The sequence below is a fragment of the Georgenia sp. X1117 genome (assembly GCF_057784635.1).
This window is the reverse complement of sequence record NZ_CM173492.1, coordinates 1072925-1090581: the sequence shown is the minus strand read 5'-3', so window position 1 is coordinate 1090581 and position 17657 is coordinate 1072925. Positions and strand designations below refer to the sequence as shown.

15 protein-coding genes and 1 tRNA gene are annotated in these 17657 nt (G+C 75.4%); 15 read left to right on the top strand and 1 reads right to left on the bottom strand.

What is annotated here, in order from left to right; genetic code table 11:
• Positions 1-408: 408 nt before the first annotated feature.
• A complete protein-coding gene (locus tag AC3D3D_RS04895) occupies positions 409-1830 on the top strand; it encodes a M23 family metallopeptidase (protein WP_488512471.1) in 1422 nt (473 codons plus the stop codon).
• Positions 1831-1841: 11 nt separating this feature from the next.
• On the top strand, positions 1842-2603 hold the full coding sequence (locus AC3D3D_RS04890) for a glycerophosphodiester phosphodiesterase family protein (protein ID WP_463661277.1): 762 nt from the start codon (positions 1842-1844) through the stop codon (positions 2601-2603).
• A gap of 37 nt (positions 2604-2640) precedes the next feature.
• On the opposite strand, the gene AC3D3D_RS04885 is transcribed toward AC3D3D_RS04890, so the two are convergent.
• Positions 2641-2713, bottom strand: a tRNA-Arg gene (locus tag AC3D3D_RS04885).
• A gap of 155 nt (positions 2714-2868) precedes the next feature.
• On the opposite strand from AC3D3D_RS04885, the gene AC3D3D_RS04880 reads away from it, so the two are divergent.
• From AC3D3D_RS04880 to AC3D3D_RS04820, 13 genes are all read left to right on the top strand, one after another.
• Positions 2869-3432, top strand: a complete 564-nt coding sequence (locus AC3D3D_RS04880; protein WP_463661278.1) for a hypothetical protein — start codon at positions 2869-2871, stop codon at positions 3430-3432.
• A 76-nt stretch (positions 3433-3508) separates the two neighbouring features.
• Positions 3509-5188, top strand: coding sequence for an arginine--tRNA ligase (gene argS / locus AC3D3D_RS04875; RefSeq protein ID WP_463661279.1), 1680 nt, complete (start codon positions 3509-3511; stop codon positions 5186-5188).
• A 2-nt stretch (positions 5189-5190) separates the two neighbouring features.
• A complete protein-coding gene (gene lysA / locus AC3D3D_RS04870) occupies positions 5191-6633 on the top strand; it encodes a diaminopimelate decarboxylase (RefSeq protein WP_463661356.1) in 1443 nt (480 codons plus the stop codon).
• 124 nt (positions 6634-6757) lie between these two features.
• The gene (locus AC3D3D_RS04865; protein ID WP_463661357.1) at positions 6758-8137 is read left to right on the top strand and encodes a homoserine dehydrogenase; all 1380 of its coding nucleotides are present in this window, start codon (positions 6758-6760) and stop codon (positions 8135-8137) included.
• A 1-nt stretch (position 8138) separates the two neighbouring features.
• Positions 8139-9239 carry a threonine synthase gene (gene thrC, locus AC3D3D_RS04860; protein WP_463661280.1) on the top strand — a complete coding sequence of 367 codons (1101 nt, stop codon included), beginning with the start codon at positions 8139-8141 and terminating at the stop codon, positions 9237-9239.
• Positions 9236-10159 (top strand): homoserine kinase, encoded by a 924-nt coding sequence (gene thrB, locus AC3D3D_RS04855; protein ID WP_463661281.1) that lies wholly within the window; start codon positions 9236-9238, stop codon positions 10157-10159. The genes thrC and thrB overlap by 4 nt, the downstream gene beginning before the upstream one ends.
• Before the next feature lie 342 nt (positions 10160-10501).
• Entirely contained in the window at positions 10502-12700 is a 2199-nt protein-coding gene (gene rho / locus AC3D3D_RS04850) for a transcription termination factor Rho (protein ID WP_463661282.1), read from the top strand.
• 150 nt (positions 12701-12850) lie between these two features.
• Positions 12851-13069 (top strand): 50S ribosomal protein L31, encoded by a 219-nt coding sequence (gene rpmE / locus AC3D3D_RS04845; RefSeq protein WP_463661283.1) that lies wholly within the window; start codon positions 12851-12853, stop codon positions 13067-13069.
• Positions 13070-13172: 103 nt separating this feature from the next.
• Positions 13173-14279, top strand: coding sequence for a peptide chain release factor 1 (gene prfA / locus AC3D3D_RS04840; RefSeq protein WP_463661284.1), 1107 nt, complete (start codon positions 13173-13175; stop codon positions 14277-14279).
• Positions 14276-15160 carry a peptide chain release factor N(5)-glutamine methyltransferase gene (prmC, locus tag AC3D3D_RS04835; RefSeq protein WP_463661285.1) on the top strand — a complete coding sequence of 295 codons (885 nt, stop codon included), beginning with the start codon at positions 14276-14278 and terminating at the stop codon, positions 15158-15160. Before prfA ends, prmC begins: the two co-directional genes overlap by 4 nt.
• Complete coding sequence (locus AC3D3D_RS04830) at positions 15157-15933, top strand: L-threonylcarbamoyladenylate synthase (protein WP_463661286.1); 777 nt, start codon at positions 15157-15159, stop codon at positions 15931-15933. Before prmC ends, AC3D3D_RS04830 begins: the two co-directional genes overlap by 4 nt.
• Positions 15930-17042, top strand: a complete 1113-nt coding sequence (locus tag AC3D3D_RS04825; protein WP_463661287.1) for an MraY family glycosyltransferase — start codon at positions 15930-15932, stop codon at positions 17040-17042. The genes AC3D3D_RS04830 and AC3D3D_RS04825 overlap by 4 nt, the downstream gene beginning before the upstream one ends.
• Positions 17039-17650, top strand: coding sequence for a Cg1360 family ATP-synthase-associated protein (locus AC3D3D_RS04820; RefSeq protein WP_463661288.1), 612 nt, complete (start codon positions 17039-17041; stop codon positions 17648-17650). Before AC3D3D_RS04825 ends, AC3D3D_RS04820 begins: the two co-directional genes overlap by 4 nt.
• The last annotated feature ends 7 nt before the right edge of the window (positions 17651-17657 follow it).

The window sequence follows — 17657 nt, the reverse complement described above, 5'->3', positions numbered from 1 at the left end:
TTGTTCCGGTGTGGGTGGGAGCGCGCGTACGCCAGTCAAGCCTAGGCGGACGGCGGCCCCGGACCCCAGCCAGGAGGCCGGTACACGCCCGGTTTCGCCCCGTTTCGTCGCGCCCGGACCGCTCGTGCCAAGCAGGGGTCAAGACCCACCCTGGCAACGGCCCGTCGATGGTCCCGCGATCGTCGAGCGATCCGGGGTGACTGTTGTGGACGGGCGAACCGGGCGCCCCCGGGAGCCGGGTAGCGTCTGGCGCGGCCCGACGTGCGGTTGCTCACCGCGGGCCCGCGGGACCTGGACCGCCCTGCTCGGGACAGTTACCGTGCTGTGACCATCCACCGCTCGGCGTGGGGCTCACCCGTGCCACAGGTGGCGCCCCTGTGTCCGAACCAGAATGAGGTCCCGTCCGTCATGTCAGCGCCCGCCGGGTCGAGCCCCCGGCTCCGTCGACGGGACCTGCGGACCGCGGACGCGCACGGAGGAGCGGCTGAGGCGCCGGCGACGACGTCGGAGGCACCGCGCACGCGGCGCGAGATCCGTCTGGCGGAGGCCGCGCGCACGGCGGCCGCGCAGCAGGCCGGGCGGCCGGTGCGCCGCCGTGACCTCCGCGTGACCTCGGCGCCTGAGGACGTGCCGGTCGCCGTGCCGTCCGCGCCGGTGGCGGGCGCCACTGAGCGGACCACCCGTGAGGCGACCGCGCCCGAGCGGGCGACGGCGGAGCCGACCGCCCCTGAGCCGGCGACGCCCGTACCGGCGCCCGCCGGTGCGCCCAGGACCCGGCGCGCGCTGCGCGCCGCCGCCCGGGCCGCCGAGGCGCTCGCCGCTCGCCCGGCCGCAGACCCGGTCGACGCCGCGGACCCGGCCGACGCCGTGGACCCGGCCGAGGACCCGACCGCCTCCGTCCCGCCCGTGCCGCAGGCACCCGCGGACGTGGCCGCGGCGGCGTCCCGGACCCCCACCCGTCGTGAGCTGCGCGTGCGACGCGCCACCGGCGCGACCGGCCGCCCGGCCGTGCGCGGCGCGGGCGGACGGCGGCGCCCGGCCCTGTCCCGGACCTCCCGTCCGGCGGTGCGCACCACCCTGGTCGCCGCGGCCGCCGCCGTGGGCACCCTGGGGGTCGTCGTCCCGGTCGCCCAGCAGCACCTGACGTCCGCCGAGGCCCAGGTCTCCGTGCAGCCGCAGGTCAGCGCGCTGAGCGCCCCCTCGTACTCCGTGCTCACCAGCAACGAGAGCGAGTCGGCCACCCTGGCCCCCGAGCTCATGGCCGACGGCGGGGCCGGCGCGCGCGCCTCCTACGCCGCGGCCAGCCGCAGCGAGGCCCGCGCGGACCTGCAGTGCTCGCCCGAGGTCGCCGCCTCCGGCGCCCGCGCGTCGCTCGACGACGCCGGTGGCGCGGTCATGCCCGTCGCCGCCGAGCACTACCGGATGTCCTCGGGCTACGGCTGGCGCGTCCACCCCATCAGCGGCACCGAGTCCTTTCACACCGGCGACGACTTCGCGGCCCCCTTCGGGACCCCGATCCACGCGGTCGCCGACGGCGTCGTCACCCACGTCGGCCCCGGCATCGAGGGGCGCTCCGGGACGCTGGTCATCATCGAGCACGAGCACGAGGGACGCACCTTCGAGACGTGGTCGACGCACATGGCGCCCACGGGCGTGCACGTGGCCGAGGGGGACACCGTCACCGTGGGGCAGCACTTCGCCGACATCGGCTCCTGGGGCAACTCCACCGGCCCGCACCTCCACCTCGAGGTGCACGTCGACGGCGAGACGGTCGACCCCACCGACTTCCTCGACTCCCTCGGCGCGGTCGACCCCGCCCGGGCCTGCTGACCGTGGCCCACGTGTTCTCCGGCGTGGGACCGGTCGCGATCGCCCATCGGGGCGGCTCGTTGGAGGTGCCGGAGAACACCGCCGAGGCCGCCGCGCACGCCGCCGCGCTCGGCGTCGTCATGGAGACCGACGCCCGGCTGAGCGCCGACGGCGAGGTCGTCCTCTTTCACGACGAGGACCTCGCCCGCACCACCGGGGTCGCCGGACCGGTCGAGCACCTGCCGTGGTCGGCCGTGGCGGAGCTGTCCGTGCACGGCGGGGGAGCACCCGCCCGGCTCGTCGACGTCCTCGCCGCCCACCCGGACCTGCGCCTCAACATCGATGCCAAGACCGACGCGGTGGTCGACCCGCTCGTCGCCGTGCTCGGCGACGCCGGCGCCGCCGACCGGGTCTGCCTCGCCGCGTTCTCCGGGCAGCGCCTGTCCCGGATCCGCTCCGCCCTGCCGGCCGTCACCTCGCTCTCGCCGGCGGAGGTCGGGGCGCTGGTGGCCGGCTCCGTCCTCCCGCTGGTCGGTCGGGTGCTCACCGCCCTCGTGCCGGGCCCCGACGACGGTGCGGTGGCGCTCCAGGTCCCCGAGCGGTACCGCGGGGTGCCCGTGGTCACCCGTCGGGCCCTGGCGGCCGCGCACCGGCTCGGGCTCCAGGTGCACGTGTGGACCGTCGACGAGCGCGCTGACATGGAACGGCTGCTGGACATGGGCGTCGACGGGATCATCACCGACCGGCCGTCCCTGCTCCTGGAGGTCCTCGACCGCCGGGGCCCCTGGCACTGACCGGCCGCGACGACCGGCGCGCCCCCGGGCACGGAAGTACCCCCGACTGGATTCGAACCAGCGACCTTCTGCTCCGGAGGCAGACGCTCTATCCACTGAGCTACGGGGGCGTGCACCCGCAGGCGCCAGAGCATCCTATCCCGCCGTGCAGGCTGAACGCGTGCCGCTCGGAGTGCTCCCGACCACGTACCCTGTCCAGCGGCGGCCGTCCGGGTCGCCGGCGGCCGGCCCGGTCGCGGACGACGAGCCCGAGGAGGGCGCAGGGATGGCGGCACGGACGGGGGGGCGGTCCGACACCAGGCTCATCGTCACGATGATCGTGTCCACCCTCGTGCTGCTGGGCGTCATCATCGGCGGCACCTTCATCCTCGACGCCGCCCGCTCGCCGGCGATCGACGAGCGCGAGCTGGCCTCCCGCATCGAGAACTCGATGGTCTACACCGACGACGACGGGCAGGCCACCACCTACTCGCTGACCAGCGACTGGACCGAGTGGTCGGGGGCGGCCGAGGCCGGCGCGGCCGAGGCCTGGCAGGGCACCTACACCGGCAACGGCTCGTCGGTGAGCTACGGCGCCGCCCGGTTCACCTCCCACTCCGACGTCGACGAGTTCACCTCCTCGCTCACCGACGAGCTCGTGGCCGCCGGCGCCACCGTGCGCGAGGAGACGGTGACCAACACCGACGGCACCGGCACGCTGCGGATCTTCGACACCACCGACGAGGCGGCGCCCGTGCAGTACCTGTGGGACAACGGGCGGGGCCTGGTCTTCACCCTCGCCGGTGAGGACTGGCCGGTCTACGAGATGTACGTGTCCCACACCCTGTGACCACCCCGGCGCCCGTTGCGGCCACCGTCACGGCGGTGGGGGACGCGGGCTCCCGCGACGCAACTACGCTGCTGGGGTGACTCCCGAAGCACTCGCCGAACTCATCGCCGCCCAGCTCGCGGCGCTCGCCGCCGACGGCACCCTGGCGCTGCCCGCCGACGCCGTGCCCGCCACCGTCAAGGTCGAGCGACCCCGTCAGCGGGAGCACGGCGACTGGTCGACGAACGTGGCGATGCAGCTGGCCAAGAAGGCCGGCACCAACCCCCGCGACCTGGCCGCGGCGCTCGCCGAGCGGCTGGGCGAGCAGGACGGCGTCGCCTCCGCGGAGGTCGCCGGGCCCGGCTTCCTCAACATCCGCCTCGAGGCCGGTGCGGCCGGCGAGCTCGCCCGCACCATCGTCGACGCCGGCGCCGACTACGGGCGCGGCGACGCCCACGCCGGGCGCCGGGTCAACCTCGAGTTCGTCTCGGCCAACCCCACTGGCCCGATCCACATCGGGGGCGTGCGGTGGGCGGCCGTCGGCGACTCGCTGGCGCGCATCCTTCAGGCCAGCGGCGCCGAGGTGACCCGCGAGTACTACTTCAACGACCACGGCGCCCAGATCGACCGCTTCGCCCGCTCGCTGCTGGCCCGCGCCCGCGGCGAGGCGGCCCCCGAGGACGGCTACGGCGGTCAGTACATCGCCGACATCGCCGAGGCCGTCACCGCCGACGCCGTGGCCGCCGGCGAGCCCGCGCCCGCGGGACTGCCGGACGAGCAGGCGCAGGAGGTCTTCCGCTCCCGCGGCGTGGCCCGCATGTTCGACGAGATCAAGGCGGCCCTGCACGACTTCGGCGTCGACTTCGACGTCTACTTCCACGAGGACTCCCTGCACGCCTCCGGCGCCGTCGAGCGGGCCATCGAACGGCTGCGCGAGGCCGGCCACATGTTCGAGGCGGACGGCGCGACCTGGCTGCGCACCACCACGTTCGGCGACGACAAGGACCGCGTCGTCGTCAAGTCCGACGGCGAGACCGCCTACATCGCGGGCGACATCGCCTACTACCTCGACAAGCGCGAGCGCGGCTTCGACGAGGTCGTCATCATGCTCGGCGCGGACCACCACGGCTACGTGGGCCGGATGATGGCGGTCTGCGCCGCCTTCGGCGACACCCCGGGGGTCAACCTCCAGCTCCTCATCGGCCAGCTGGTCAACCTGCTCAAGGACGGGCAGCCGATGCGGATGTCCAAGCGCGCCGGCACGGTCGTCACCCTCGAGGACCTCGTCGACGCCGTCGGCGTGGACGCCGCGCGCTACTCCCTGGCGCGGTCCTCGACGGACACCGCGATCGACCTCGACCTCGACCTGCTCCAGGAGCGCTCGAACGAGAACCCCGTCTACTACGTGCAGTACGCCCACGCCCGCACCTGCGCGGTGGGGCGCAACGCGGCCGAGCACGGGGTGAGCCGCGACGCCGCCTTCGCCCCCGAGCTGCTCGACGACCCGGCCGACGCCGCCCTCCTGGGCCTGCTCGGCTCCTTCCCGCAGATCGTCGCGATGGCGGCGTCCCTGCGCGAGCCGCACCGGGTGGCCCGTTACCTCGAGGACCTCGCCACCGGCTACCACCAGTGGTACGGCAAGGTCCGGGTCACCCCGCGCGGGGAGGACCCGGTCGAGGACGCCCACCACACCCGGCTGTGGCTCAACGACGCCACCCGTCAGGTCATCGCCACCGGGCTCGGCCTGCTCGGCGTCGGCGCGCCGGAGCGCATGTGAGCATCGACGCGACCGGCCCCGAGGCGACCGGCCCCGACGCGACGGGCCCGGACCTCGCGCGGACGCCCGCCCCCGAGCCCGACGGCTCGGTCGCCGGCCCCTGGCCGCGCACCGCCCGGCGGGTCGACGGCGCGCTCGAGATCGGCGGCGTGGCTCTCACCGACCTCGCCCGCGTGCACGGCACGCCCGCCTACGTCCTCGACCTGGCCGACCTGCGCGAGCGGGCCGCCGCCTACGCCCGGGCCTTCGCGGAGCACTTCGACCCGGCCCGGGGGATGGCCGGCGCCGACGTCTACTACGCCGGCAAGGCCCTGCTCACCGTCGGCGTGGCCCGCCTCGTGCACGCCGCCGGGCTGCGCGTCGACACCTCCACCGGCGGCGAGCTCGTCACCGCCCTGCGCGCCGGCGTGCCGGGCGCGGCGATCGGCCTGCACGGCAACAACAAGTCCGACGAGGAGATCGCCGCCGCGATCGACGCCGGCGTCGGGCGCCTCGTCGTCGACTCCCTGGCCGAGATCGACCGGGTGGCGATGATTGCCGCCGAGCGGGGCACGTCGGTGCCGGTGATGATCCGGGTGACGACCGGCGTGCACGCCGGCGGGCACGAGTTCATCGCCACCGCCCACGAGGACCAGAAGTTCGGCCTGTCGCTGGCCTCGGGCGCCGCCCGCAAGGCCGTCGACGAGGTCCTCGCCCGCCCCGCCCTCGAGCTCGTCGGCCTGCACAGCCACATCGGCAGCCAGATCCTCGACCTGGCCGGCTTCGAGGCCGCGGCCCGCGCGGTGCTCACCCTGCGCGAGGACGTGCGTCGCGAGACCGGCACGGTCCTGCCCGAGGTCGACCTCGGCGGCGGGTACGGGATCCGCTACACGAGCGCGGACACGGTCCCACCCACTCCCGACGACGTCGCCGCCACCCTCGCGCGCGTCGTCGCCCAGGAGTGCGCTCGCCTCGGCTCGCCGGTGCCGCGTATCTCCGTCGAGCCCGGCCGCAGCGTCGTCGGCCCGGCGGGGGTGACGCTGTACCGCGTGGGCACGACCAAGGACGTGGCCCTGGACGGCGGCGGCTCGCGGGCCTACGTCTCGGTCGACGGCGGGATGTCCGACCACATCCGCACCGCCCTGTACGCGGCCGACTACACCGCGACCCTCGCCGGCCGGCAGAGCGCGGCGGGCGGCGTGCCCACGCGGGTGGTGGGCAAGCACTGCGAGTCCGGGGACATCGTCGTGCGCGACGTCGCCCTCCCGCAGGACACCGACCGCGGGGACCTGCTCGCCGTGCCGGCCACCGGCGCCTACGGCCGGTCGATGTCCAGCCAGTACAACCTCGTGCCGCGCCCGCCGGTGATCGGCGTCGAGGACGGGACCGCCCGCGTCATGGTGCGGCGCGAGAGCGTCGAGGACCTCCTGGCCACCGACCTCGACCAGGACCCGGCCCCGCACTGACCCCCGGCCCCCGGCCGCGGACACCCCGGCCCGACGGGTGGCCCCGCACCTAGGATGGCGGGCGGACCGGGTCCCGCCCGGCCGGACCGTGACCAGCCGCCCCGAGACCAGCAAGGACGTCGACGTGCCCGTGACCACCCCGCCCACCGAGGTCCGCGTCGCCCTGCTCGGCGCCGGGACGGTCGGCTCCCAGGTCGTCCGGCTGCTCGCCGAGCGGGCCGAGGACCTCGCCGCCCGCGCCGGCGCACCGCTGCGCCTGGTCGGCATCGCCGTGAGCGACGCCGAGCGGGAGCGCGACCCGTGGATCCCGCGCGAGCTGCTCACCACCGACGCCGAGGGCCTGGTCTCCCGGGCGGACATCGTCGTCGAGCTCATCGGGGGCATCGACCCCCCGCGCGCGCTGGTCCGGGCGGCCATGTCCGCCGGCGCCACGGTGGTCACCGGCAACAAGGCCCTCATCGCCGCCCACGGCCCCGAGCTGCACGACGCCGCCGCGGCGGCCGACGTCGACCTCTACTACGAGGCCGCCGTCGCCGGCGCCATCCCCATCGTCTACGCGCTGCGCGAGTCCCTGGCCGGGGACACCGTCACCGACGTGCTCGGCATCGTCAACGGGACCACCAACTACGTCCTGGACGAGATGTCGACCAACGGCATCGGCTTCGACGACGCCGTCGCGCAGGCCCAGGAGCTCGGCTTCGCCGAGGCCGACCCCAGCGCCGACGTCGACGGGCACGACTCCGCGGCGAAGGCCGCCCTGCTGGCCTCCCTCGCCTTCCACACCCGCATCCCCCTCGAGTCCGTCCCGGTCGAGGGCATCCGGGACATCACCGCCGACGAGATGGCCGCCGCGCAGGCAGAGGGCTACGCGCTCAAGCTGCTGGCCGTCGCGCGCCGCACGGACGAGGGCATCTCGGTGCGCGTGGGCCCCACGCTCGTGCCGGCCGACCACCCGCTGGCCTCGGTGCGGGGCGCCTTCAACGCCGTCGTCGTCGAGTCCGAGGCCGCCGGGCGGCTGATGTTCTACGGGCAGGGCGCCGGTGGTGCACCCACCGCCTCCGCCGTGCTCTCGGACCTCGTCGCCGCGGCCTCGCACGTCGTCGGCGGCGGACGGGCACCGCGGGAGTCGGCCTACGCGCGGCTGCCGTTCCTGCCCGCCGCCCAGCAGCACGTCACCGCCCGCTTCACCCTCGACATCGAGGACCGCCCCGGGATGCTCTCGGTGGTCACCGAGGTGCTGGGCCGCCACGGCATCTCCATCGAGGCCGTCCGGCAGGCCGGGCACGCCGAGCCCACCGCCTACGCCGAGAGCCTCTACGACGTCTTCGACGACGCCTACGACGGCGCCCCGCCCGAGGACCCGCGGGCCGCCCGGGAGAGCGCGTCGCTCGCCATCACCACCCACCGCACCGACGAGGAGACCCTGGCCGGGTGCCTCGCCGAGCTCGCCAGGACGGACGGCGTGCGCGCCGTCCTGCCCGTGCGACGAGTCGAAGGAGTCTGACGTGGCCCAGCCGTGGCGCGGCATCATCCGCGAGTACGCCGACCGCCTGCCCGTGGGGGAGGAGCCGGCGGTCACCCTCGGCGAGGGCGGCACGCCGCTCGTCGAGGCGCCGGCGCTGTCCGAGCGCACCGGCGCCCAGGTCTGGGTCAAGGTCGAGGGGGCCAACCCCACCGGCTCCTTCAAGGACCGCGGCATGACGATGGCGATGACCAAGGTGCTGGCCACCGACGCCGAGGTCGTCGTGTGCGCCTCGACCGGCAACACCTCCGCCTCCGCCGCGGCCTATGCGGTGCGTGCGGGCCTGACATGCGCCGTCGTGCTGCCCGCGGGCAAGATCGCCGCGGGCAAGCTCGCCCAGGCCGCGGTGCACGGCGCGCGGCTGCTCGCGATCGACGGCTCCTTCGACGACTGCCTGCGCATCGTGCGCCAGATGGCCGAGTCCTACCCCGTGGCGCTGGTCAACTCCGTCAACCCCTACCGCCTCCAGGGGCAGAAGACCGCCGCCTTCGAGGTGGTCGACGCGCTCGGCGACGCCCCGGACATCCACGTCCTGCCCGTGGGCAACGCCGGCAACATCTCGGCCTACTGGATGGGCTACAACGAGTACGCCGGGCGCACCACCGCCGCCTCGATGGCGGGCACCACCGACGCGGCGCCCGTCGCCACCCGGGTGCCCCGCATGTGGGGCGTGCAGGCCGACGGCGCCGCCCCCTTCGTCAAGGGCGCCGTCGTCGAGCACCCCGAGACCGTGGCCACCGCCATCCGCATCGGCAACCCCGCCTCCTGGGACTACGCGGTCGCGGCCCGGGACGACTCCGGGGGCCGCATCGACTCCGTCACCGACCACGAGATCCTCGAGGCGCAGGCGCTGCTCGCCGCCGAGGTCGGCGTGTTCTGCGAACCGGCGTCCGCGGCCTCCGTGGCCGGTCTGCTCGCCGCCGCCGGGCGCGGCGAGGTGCCGGCCGGCGCCCAGGTCGTGTGCACGGTGACCGGCAACGGGCTCAAGGACACCGAGACGGCGCTGGGCCACTCCGGCCTGGAGCTGACCGACGTGCCCGGCACGCTCGAGGCGGCGGCCGAGGCGCTCGGCCTGCGCCCGTGAGCCGCCTCGTCGCGGACGCCGCCCGCGTCCGCGTCCCGGCGACCTCGGCGAACCTCGGCCCCGGCTTCGACGCCCTCGGGCTGGCCCTCGGTCTGCACGACGAGCTCGAGGTGCAGGCCACCACCGGGCCCACGCACGTGACCGTCACCGGCGAGGGTGCCGGCTCGGTGCCGACGGGGGAGGACCACCTCGTGGTGCGGGCCCTGCGCCTGGCCCTCGAGGCGGCCGACGCCCCGCAGGTCGGTCTCGAGCTGCACTGCACCAACGGGGTGCCGCACGGGCGCGGGCTCGGCTCCTCGGCCGCCGCAGTCGTCGCCGGTCTGCTGCTGGGGCGCGCCCTGGTCGACGACGAGGCGGGTTCCGAGGGCGGGCCGCTCGACGACCGGGGCGTCCTCGCGCTGGCCACCGACCTCGAGGGGCACCCCGACAACGCCGCGCCCGCCCTGCTCGGCGGCGCCACCGTGGCCTGGGTCGACGCCGAGGAGGGGCCCACGGCCGTCCGCCTGCGGCTGGACCCCGCGCTGGCGCCGACCGTCGTCGTGCCCGTGGACCGGCTCGACACCCGCACCGCCCGGGGCGTGCTGCCCCCGACCGTCCCGCACGCCGACGCCGCGCAGGCGGCCGGCCGGGCGGCCCTGCTCGTGCACGCGCTGGCCGGGGCCCCCGAGCTCCTGCTCGCGGCCACGACCGACACCCTGCACCAGGAGCAGAGGCGCCCGTCGATGCCCGCCACCCTCGAGCTGGTCGACGAGCTGCGCGCCCAGGGGCTGCCGGCCGTCGTCTCCGGGGCGGGCCCCAGCGTGCTCGTCCTCGCCCCGACGCCGCAGGGTTCCGCCGCGGCCCTGGCCGACCGCGGCTGGCGGGTGCTCACCCCCGGTGTCGACACCCGGGGCGCGCAGGTCACCCGCTCACCACGCTGAGCGTCAGGCGCCCGGCGAGGACGGGCGAGGGCCGGGCGGCCGGCCCGGACAGGGGCCCGGCGGAGCGCCCCGGCGGGTGAGGTGGGGCACCTCTCCCCATCGCGAACGGCCGGGCGCCGAGACGCCGGGCCGCAAGCCTGTTATCCTGCTGGTACCGGATCCCCGCTGGACGTCCACGTCCGCCTCGTCGCGGCGCACTCGTCACACGCGGACCGGTCAGCCTCCACGATCCCGACCGCCCCGTGCGTGTCGCGCACCTGGAGCGCAGTCCCACCTCCCCGGCACCGAGCCGGGTATGCAGCGTCCCGGTCCCCCCGGGCGCCGACCGAGGAAAGGCACCTCGTGACAGACACCATCGACGCCGCCCGACAGGGCGCGCTCTCCACCCTCAAGCTCGCGGAGCTGCAGGCCATCGCGTCCCAGATGGGGCTCAAGGGCACCACCCGCATGCGCAAGGGTGACCTCGTCGAGGCGATCCGCGCCGGCCGCTCCGGCGCGTCCGCCTCGCCCAGCACCTCCGGGTCCGGCGGCTCCGCGTCCCCGGCCGGTGAGCAGACGGATGCTCCCGCCAGCGGCCGACGCGGCGGCTCCGCATCCGCCTCCGCCGGCCAGGAGACTCCGGCCGGCCAGGACGCCCCCGCCGAGCAGGACGTCCCGGCCCGCCAGGACGCGCCCGTGAGCCAGGACGCCCCCGTGAGCCAGGACGCCCCCGCCGACCGGTCCGCGACCGACGACGGCGGTGCGGCCCCGCGCCAGCGACGCTCGCGCCGCGCGACCTCCACCCCCACCGAGGCCTCGCGCGACCTGCCCGACCTCGGCATCGACCTGCCCGACCGCAGCGGCGGACAGGAGCGCGGCCAGGACGAGCGCGCCGCCCGCCGCGACGGCTCCGGGCGCACCGGCGACGGCAACAGCGACCGCACCGACGGCGGGGACCGCGGCGGCAACGGCGGCCGCAACGCCAACGGGAACAACGGCAGCTCGAACAACGGCAACGGCCGCCAGGGTGGCCAGGGTGACGAGCGCCAGGGCAACGACGGCCGGGGCAACCGGGCGAACCGTCAGGGCGGCCGCGACGGTGGCCGCCAGGGCGAGGACGCCGCCGGCGACCTCACCCTCGACGACCTCGGCGAGGCGGCCTCCCGCCGGCGCGAGGGCGGCGGCCAGAACCGCAACCAGAACCAGAACAACCACCAGCGCGGCAACGACGGCGACGACGACGGCCCCGGCGGCCGCCGCCGGCGCAGCCGGGACCGCAACCGCGACCGCCGCCGCCGGGCGCGCGGTGGCAACGACGACGTGAGCGTCGAGGAGGTCGAGGTCTCCGAGAACGACGTGCTCGTCCCCGTCGCCGGCATCGTCGACATCCTCGACCAGTACGCCTTCGTGCGGACCTCGGGCTACCTGCCCGGTGCGAGCGACGTCTACGTCACCCTCAACCAGACCCGCAAGTTCGGTCTGCGCCGCGGTGATGCGGTCACCGGCGCCGTGCGCCAACCAGGCGAGGACGGCAGCGGCGGTCACACCGTCACCAGCGGGGGCGGCCGCGGCGGCCGCGGGCAGAAGCAGAAGTTCAACCCGCTCGTGCGCCTGGACACCATCAACGGCATGACGGTGGAGCGGGCCCGGCACCGTCCCGAGTTCGGCAAGCTCACCCCGCTGTACCCGCAGGACCAGCTGCGCCTGGAGACGACGCCGAAGGCCATCACGCCTCGCGTCATCGACCTCGTCTCGCCCATCGGCAAGGGCCAGCGCGGGCTCATCGTCTCCCCGCCCAAGGCGGGCAAGACGATCATCATGCAGCAGATCGCCAACGCGATCGCGGTGAACAACCCCGACGTGCACCTCATGGTCGTCCTCGTCGACGAGCGCCCTGAGGAGGTCACCGACATGCAGCGCCTGGTCAAGGGCGAGGTCATCGCCTCGACCTTCGACCGGCCGGCCTCGGACCACACCGTGGTCGCCGAGCTGGCGATCGAGCGGGCCAAGCGTCTGGTCGAGCTGGGCCAGGACGTCGTCGTGCTGCTCGACTCCCTCACCCGCCTCTCGCGGGCCTACAACCTGGCCGCCCCCGCCTCGGGCCGCATCCTCTCCGGCGGTGTGGACGCCTCCGCGCTCTACCCGCCCAAGAAGTTCTTCGGCGCCGCCCGCAACATCGAGAACGGCGGTTCGCTGACGATCCTCGCCTCCGCGCTCGTGGAGACGGGCTCGAAGATGGACGAGGTGATCTTCGAGGAGTTCAAGGGCACGGGCAACATGGAGCTGCGGCTCTCGCGCCAGCTGGCCGACAAGCGCATCTTCCCGGCCGTGGACGTCAACGCCTCGGGCACCCGCCGCGAGGAGCTGCTCATGGGCTCCGAGGAGCTGAAGATCATGTGGAAGCTGCGCCGCGTGATGGGCGCGCTCGACCTCCAGCAGTCCTCGGACCTGCTGCTGGGCAAGCTGCGAGAGACGACGTCGAACGCGGAGTTCCTCATGACGGTGCAGAAGAACACCCCCACCACGCCCGCGAACTCCGACCCGGACTACGCGATCCAGTAACCGCGTCGGTCCGCGCGCCCGGCGACGCAGGTCACGCCGGGCGCCCTGTCCTGGGCGGCCCCGCCCTGGCAGAATGTCCCGTCGGCCTCCGGTTCACGCCAGGCACCAGCCTGGCGACCCGGTCCGCCGTGCAACCCCTTGGAGACACACATGAAGCAGGGCATCCACCCCGAGTACGTCGCCACCACCGTGACGTGCACGTGCGGGAACACCTTCGAGACCCGCTCGACCGCCACCTCCGGCTCGATCAACGTCGAGGTGTGCAGCGCGTGCCACCCGTTCTACACGGGCAAGCAGAAGATCCTCGACACCGGTGGCCGTGTGGCCCGTTTCGAGGCGCGCTACGGCAAGAAGAAGACCTCGAACTGACGCTGACGGGCGCCGGTGGAGGCGACCGCCCACGGGCGGCGCCACCACCGGCGCCCTGTCCGTACCCGACGGCGACGGTCGTCGAACCGGCCGGAAGGACCCCATGAGCAGCCCCGAGCTCTCCGAGGCGCTCGAGCCGCTGCTCCTCGAGCACGCCGAGCTCGAGCGGCAGCTGGCCGACCCCGACGTCCACTCCGACACCGGCCGCGCCCGGTCGCTCGCTCGTCGCTACGCCGAGCTGTCCCGGGTGGCCGCGGCCGCGACCGCGGAGGCGGGCGCGGCGGCGGACCTCGCCGCCGCCGGCGAGCTCATCGAGATGTCCGACGGCGAGGAGGCGGACGCCCTGCGCGCCGAGCTCCCCGAGCTCGAGGCGGCGCACGCGGCGGCGCTCGACCGGCTGCGCGACGTCCTCCTGCCGCGCGACCCCGACGACTCCCGGGACGTCATCCTCGAGATCAAGGCGGGGGAGGGCGGCGACGAGTCGGCCCTGTTCGCCGGCGACCTGCTGCGCATGTACACGCGCTACGCCGAGCGGCGCGGCTGGACCACCCAGGTCCTCTCGCTGACCGAGACCGGTCTGGGCGGGGTCAAGGACGCGGCGCTGTCGGTCCGCACGAAGGGCGACGTCGCCCCCGAGGACGGCGCCTGGGCGAGCCTGAAGTACGAGGGCGGGGTGCACCGCGTCCAGCGCGTCCCGGTCACCGAGTCCGCCGGCCGCATCCACACCTCCGCGGCAGGGGTGCTCGCGCTGCCCGAGGTCGACGACCCCGGCGAGATCGAGATCGACCCGGCCGACCTGCGCATCGACGTCTACCGCTCCTCGGGGCCCGGCGGGCAGTCCGTCAACACCACCGACTCCGCCGTGCGGATCACCCACGAGCCCACCGGCATCGTCGTGTCCATGCAGGACGAGAAGTCCCAGCTGCAGAACCGCGAGGCGGCCATGCGCGTGCTGCGTGCCCGGTTGCTCGCCGAGCGCAACGCGCGCCTGGAGGCCGAGGCCGCCGACGCCCGCCGGTCCCAGGTGCGCACCGTGGACCGCTCCGAGCGGATCCGCACCTACAATTTCCCCGAGAACCGGATCGCCGACCACCGCACCGGGTTCAAGGCCTACAACCTCGACCAGGTGCTCGACGGCGAGCTCGGTCCGGTCATCGCCTCGGCGGTCGAGGCGGACGAGGCCGCGCGGCTGGCCGACGCCGGCTCGTGAGCGGCGCGCCGACCTGGCGCGAGGCCGTGGCCGGGGCCGCGGCGATCCTCACCGACGCCGGGGTGCCCAGCCCCCTGGTCGACGCCCGCCTGCTCGCCGAGCACGTGGCCCGCGCCGCCCCGCTGATGATGGCTCCCGACCCCACCGCCGACCAGCTCGGCACCTACGCGCACGCCGTCGAGCGGCGCGCCGGGCGCGAGCCGCTGCAGCACATCACCGGGACCATGCACTTCCGCCACCTCGCGCTCGTCGCCGGGCCCGGAGCCTTCGTCGTCCGGCCGGAGACCGAGCTCGTGGCCGGCGCGGCGATCGAGGCCGCCCGGGCCGCGGGCCCGGCACCGCTCGTCGTCGACCTGTGCACCGGCTCGGGGGCGATCGCCCTGGCGCTGGCCACCGAGGTGCCCGGCGCCCGGGTGCACGCCGTGGAGATCTCGCCCGAGGCCCTGGTGGTCGCCCGCGCCAACGTCGAGCGGCACGCCCCGGCGGTGCGGCTCGTCGCCGGCGACGCCCGGGAGGCGCTGCCCGAGCTCGACGGGCGCTGCGACGTCGTCGTGTCCAACCCGCCCTACGTCCCCGACGACGCCCTGCCCCGCGACCCCGAGGTCCGCGAGCACGACCCGGCCCGCGCCCTGTACGGCGGCGGCGCGGACGGCCTGGACCTGCCACGCGCCCTCGTGGCCCGGGCGGCCACGCTGCTGCGGGCCGGCGGGACCCTCGTGCTCGAGCACTCCGAGGAGCAGGGCCCGGCGCTGCGCGCGCACGCGGCGGCCTGCGGCCTCGTCGACGCCCGCACCGGCGCCGACCTCACCGGACGGGACCGCTACCTCACGGCGGTCGCGCCCCGGCCTGGCACCCCGCGCATGGAACACTCGCCGTCATGACCGTCTTCGACACGAGCTCGGCGCGCGAGCGCGCCGTCGGGCTGGACGCCGCGGTCTCCGCCCTCGGCCGCGGCGAGCTCGTCGTCCTGCCGACCGACACCGTCTACGGGGTGGGGGCCAACGCCTTCGACCCGGCCGCCGTCGAGGTCCTGCAGGCGGCCAAGGGGCGCGGTCGCGACAAGCCGCCGCCGGTGCTCGTCGGGGACCTGGCGGTGCTCACCGCCCTGACCACCGACCTGCCGCCGGTCGCGGACGCGCTCGCCGAGCGGTTCTGGCCCGGGCCGCTGACGCTGGTGTGCCGCGCCCACCCCGCGCTGAGCTGGGACCTGGGGGACACCCGTGGCACCGTCGCGGTGCGGATGCCCGACCACGAGCTCGCCCGCGAGCTGCTGCGCCGGGCAGGCCCGACGGCGGTGTCCTCGGCGAACCGGACCACCCGTCCGGCCCCCTCGACCTGCGCCGACGCCGAGGAGCAGCTCGGCGGCTCGGTCGCCGTCTACCTCGACGGCGGCGAGGTCGGCGCCGGTTCGCCCTCGACGATCCTCGACCTCACCGGCGAGCAAGTGCGGGTGCTGCGCGTGGGCGCGCTGACCGTGCCCGAGCTCGCCGAGGTCGTGCCCGGGCTCGCCGAGGACGCGGCGGCCGACGACGACGCCTCGGCCCCCGACGACGCTGCGGATCCCGGGGCTGCCGCCGCCGAGGTCGCGGGCGGGTCCGCCGAGGACGCTGCGGCCCCCGACACCCCGCCCGCGGAGCCACCAGCCACCCGATGAGGACCTACCTGCTCGTCGCCGCGTTCGCCGCCGTCGTCACCTACCTGCTGACCCCCGTGATGCGACGCATCGCGGTGCGGATCGGCGCGCTGACGGCCGTGCGCGACCGGGACGTGCACGCGGTGCCGACCCCGCGCCTCGGCGGGCTGGCGATGCTCGCGGGCTTCGCGGCGAGCATGACCCTGGCCTCCCAGATCCCCTACCTGGAGGCGGTCTTCGCCCAGTCCTCCCAGGCCTGGGGGGTACTCCTGGGGGCCACCGTCATCTGCCTCATCGGCGCGGCCGACGACGTCTGGGACCTGGACTGGCTGACCAAGCTCGCCGGCCAGTTCCTCGCCGCCGGCCTCATGGCCTGGCAGGGCGTCCAGCTCATCACCTTCCCGCTGTTCGGCCTGACGATCGGCTCCTCGGGCTTCTCGCTGCTGGCCACCACGCTCATCGTCGTCGTGGTGGTCAACGCGGTGAACTTCGTCGACGGGCTCGACGGCCTGGCGGCGGGGATGATCCTCATCGGCGGCTCGTCGTTCTTCCTGTTCACCTACCTGCTCGCCCGCGACGCCTCGCCGGGCAACTACGCCAACGTCGCCTCCGCGGTCCTCGCGGCGCTGGCCGGGGTGTGCCTGGGCTTCCTGCCGCACAACCTGCACCCGGCACGGATCTTCATGGGCGACTCCGGGGCGATGTTCCTCGGGCTCACGCTCGCGGGCGCGGCCATCATCGTCACCGGCCAGATCGACCCCGCCGCCCTGTCGGCCGGGCGCGCGCTGCCGGCCTTCGTGCCCATCCTCATCCCGGTCGCCGTCCTCGCGGTCCCGCTGATGGAGATCGTCACCTCCGTGGTCCGGCGCGTCGGCGCGGGGCGCTCCCCGTTCCACGCCGACGCCTCGCACATGCACCACCGCCTGCTGCGCCTGGGCCACAGCCACCGGGCGGCCGTCGGCATCCTCCACCTGTGGACCGCGGTTCTCTCGCTGACCGCGGTCTCCCTCGCCTTCTTCCCGCTCGAGCAGGTGGCCGTCGGCGCCGGCGCCGCCTCGCTCGTGGCCATCCTGCTCACCGCCCGACTGCTGCCCACGCAGCGCAAGACCCGCACCAGGAGAGACCAGTGACCGATCAGCACGACCGCGACGACGACACCGCCGCGCAGGACGCCGCGGGCGCGGCCACGGGGGAGCCCTCGGCCGCCGAGCCGACCGGCGCGACCGCGCCGGCCGCGGCCACCGGGGCCACCGGGGCGGCCGGCGCCACCGACGAGCCGGGCACGAGCGCGTCGGCAGGCGCGAGCGAGGACCCCGCCCTGCCCCGCGAGCTGTTCACCGGGATCCTGCGGCGCCTCGCGCTGTTCCTCGTCGTGGTGGCGGTCGGCTCGATCGGGATCGGCGCGCTGATCGGCGGCACCCGCGGCATGTGGGGCGGGGTGCTCGGCACCGCCCTGGCCGCGATCTTCGCGATCACCACCGTCGTCGCCGTCCGGGCCGCTGCCAAGCGGCCGCTGGACCTCATGGTCATCGCGGTCATGGGCTCGTGGCTGCTGAAGACGGTGCTCGTCATCCTCGTGCTGCTGGCCGTGCGCGACGCCGACTTCTTCCACCGCGGGGTCCTGTTCGCCTCCGCGGCGATCGCCGTGCTCGGCTCGGTGCTCATCGACTCCCACGCCGTGATGACCGCCCGCATCCCCTACGTCCAGCCCGACGGACGCGCGGCGGAGGAGGACTGAGGTCGGG

Excerpts from the sequence above, each read along its gene's own strand:
- AC3D3D_RS04895 (WP_488512471.1), top strand. The coding sequence starts at position 409 with ATGTCAGCGCCCGCCGGGTCGAGCCCCCGGCTCCGTCGACGGGACCTG.
- rpmE (WP_463661283.1), top strand. The coding sequence starts at position 12,851 with ATGAAGCAGGGCATCCACCCCGAGTACGTCGCCACCACCGTGACGTGC.
- AC3D3D_RS04880 (WP_463661278.1), top strand. The coding sequence starts at position 2,869 with ATGGCGGCACGGACGGGGGGGCGGTCCGACACCAGGCTCATCGTCACG.
- prfA (WP_463661284.1), top strand. The coding sequence starts at position 13,173 with ATGAGCAGCCCCGAGCTCTCCGAGGCGCTCGAGCCGCTGCTCCTCGAG.
- AC3D3D_RS04830 (WP_463661286.1), top strand. The coding sequence starts at position 15,157 with ATGACCGTCTTCGACACGAGCTCGGCGCGCGAGCGCGCCGTCGGGCTG.
- AC3D3D_RS04825 (WP_463661287.1), top strand. The coding sequence starts at position 15,930 with ATGAGGACCTACCTGCTCGTCGCCGCGTTCGCCGCCGTCGTCACCTAC.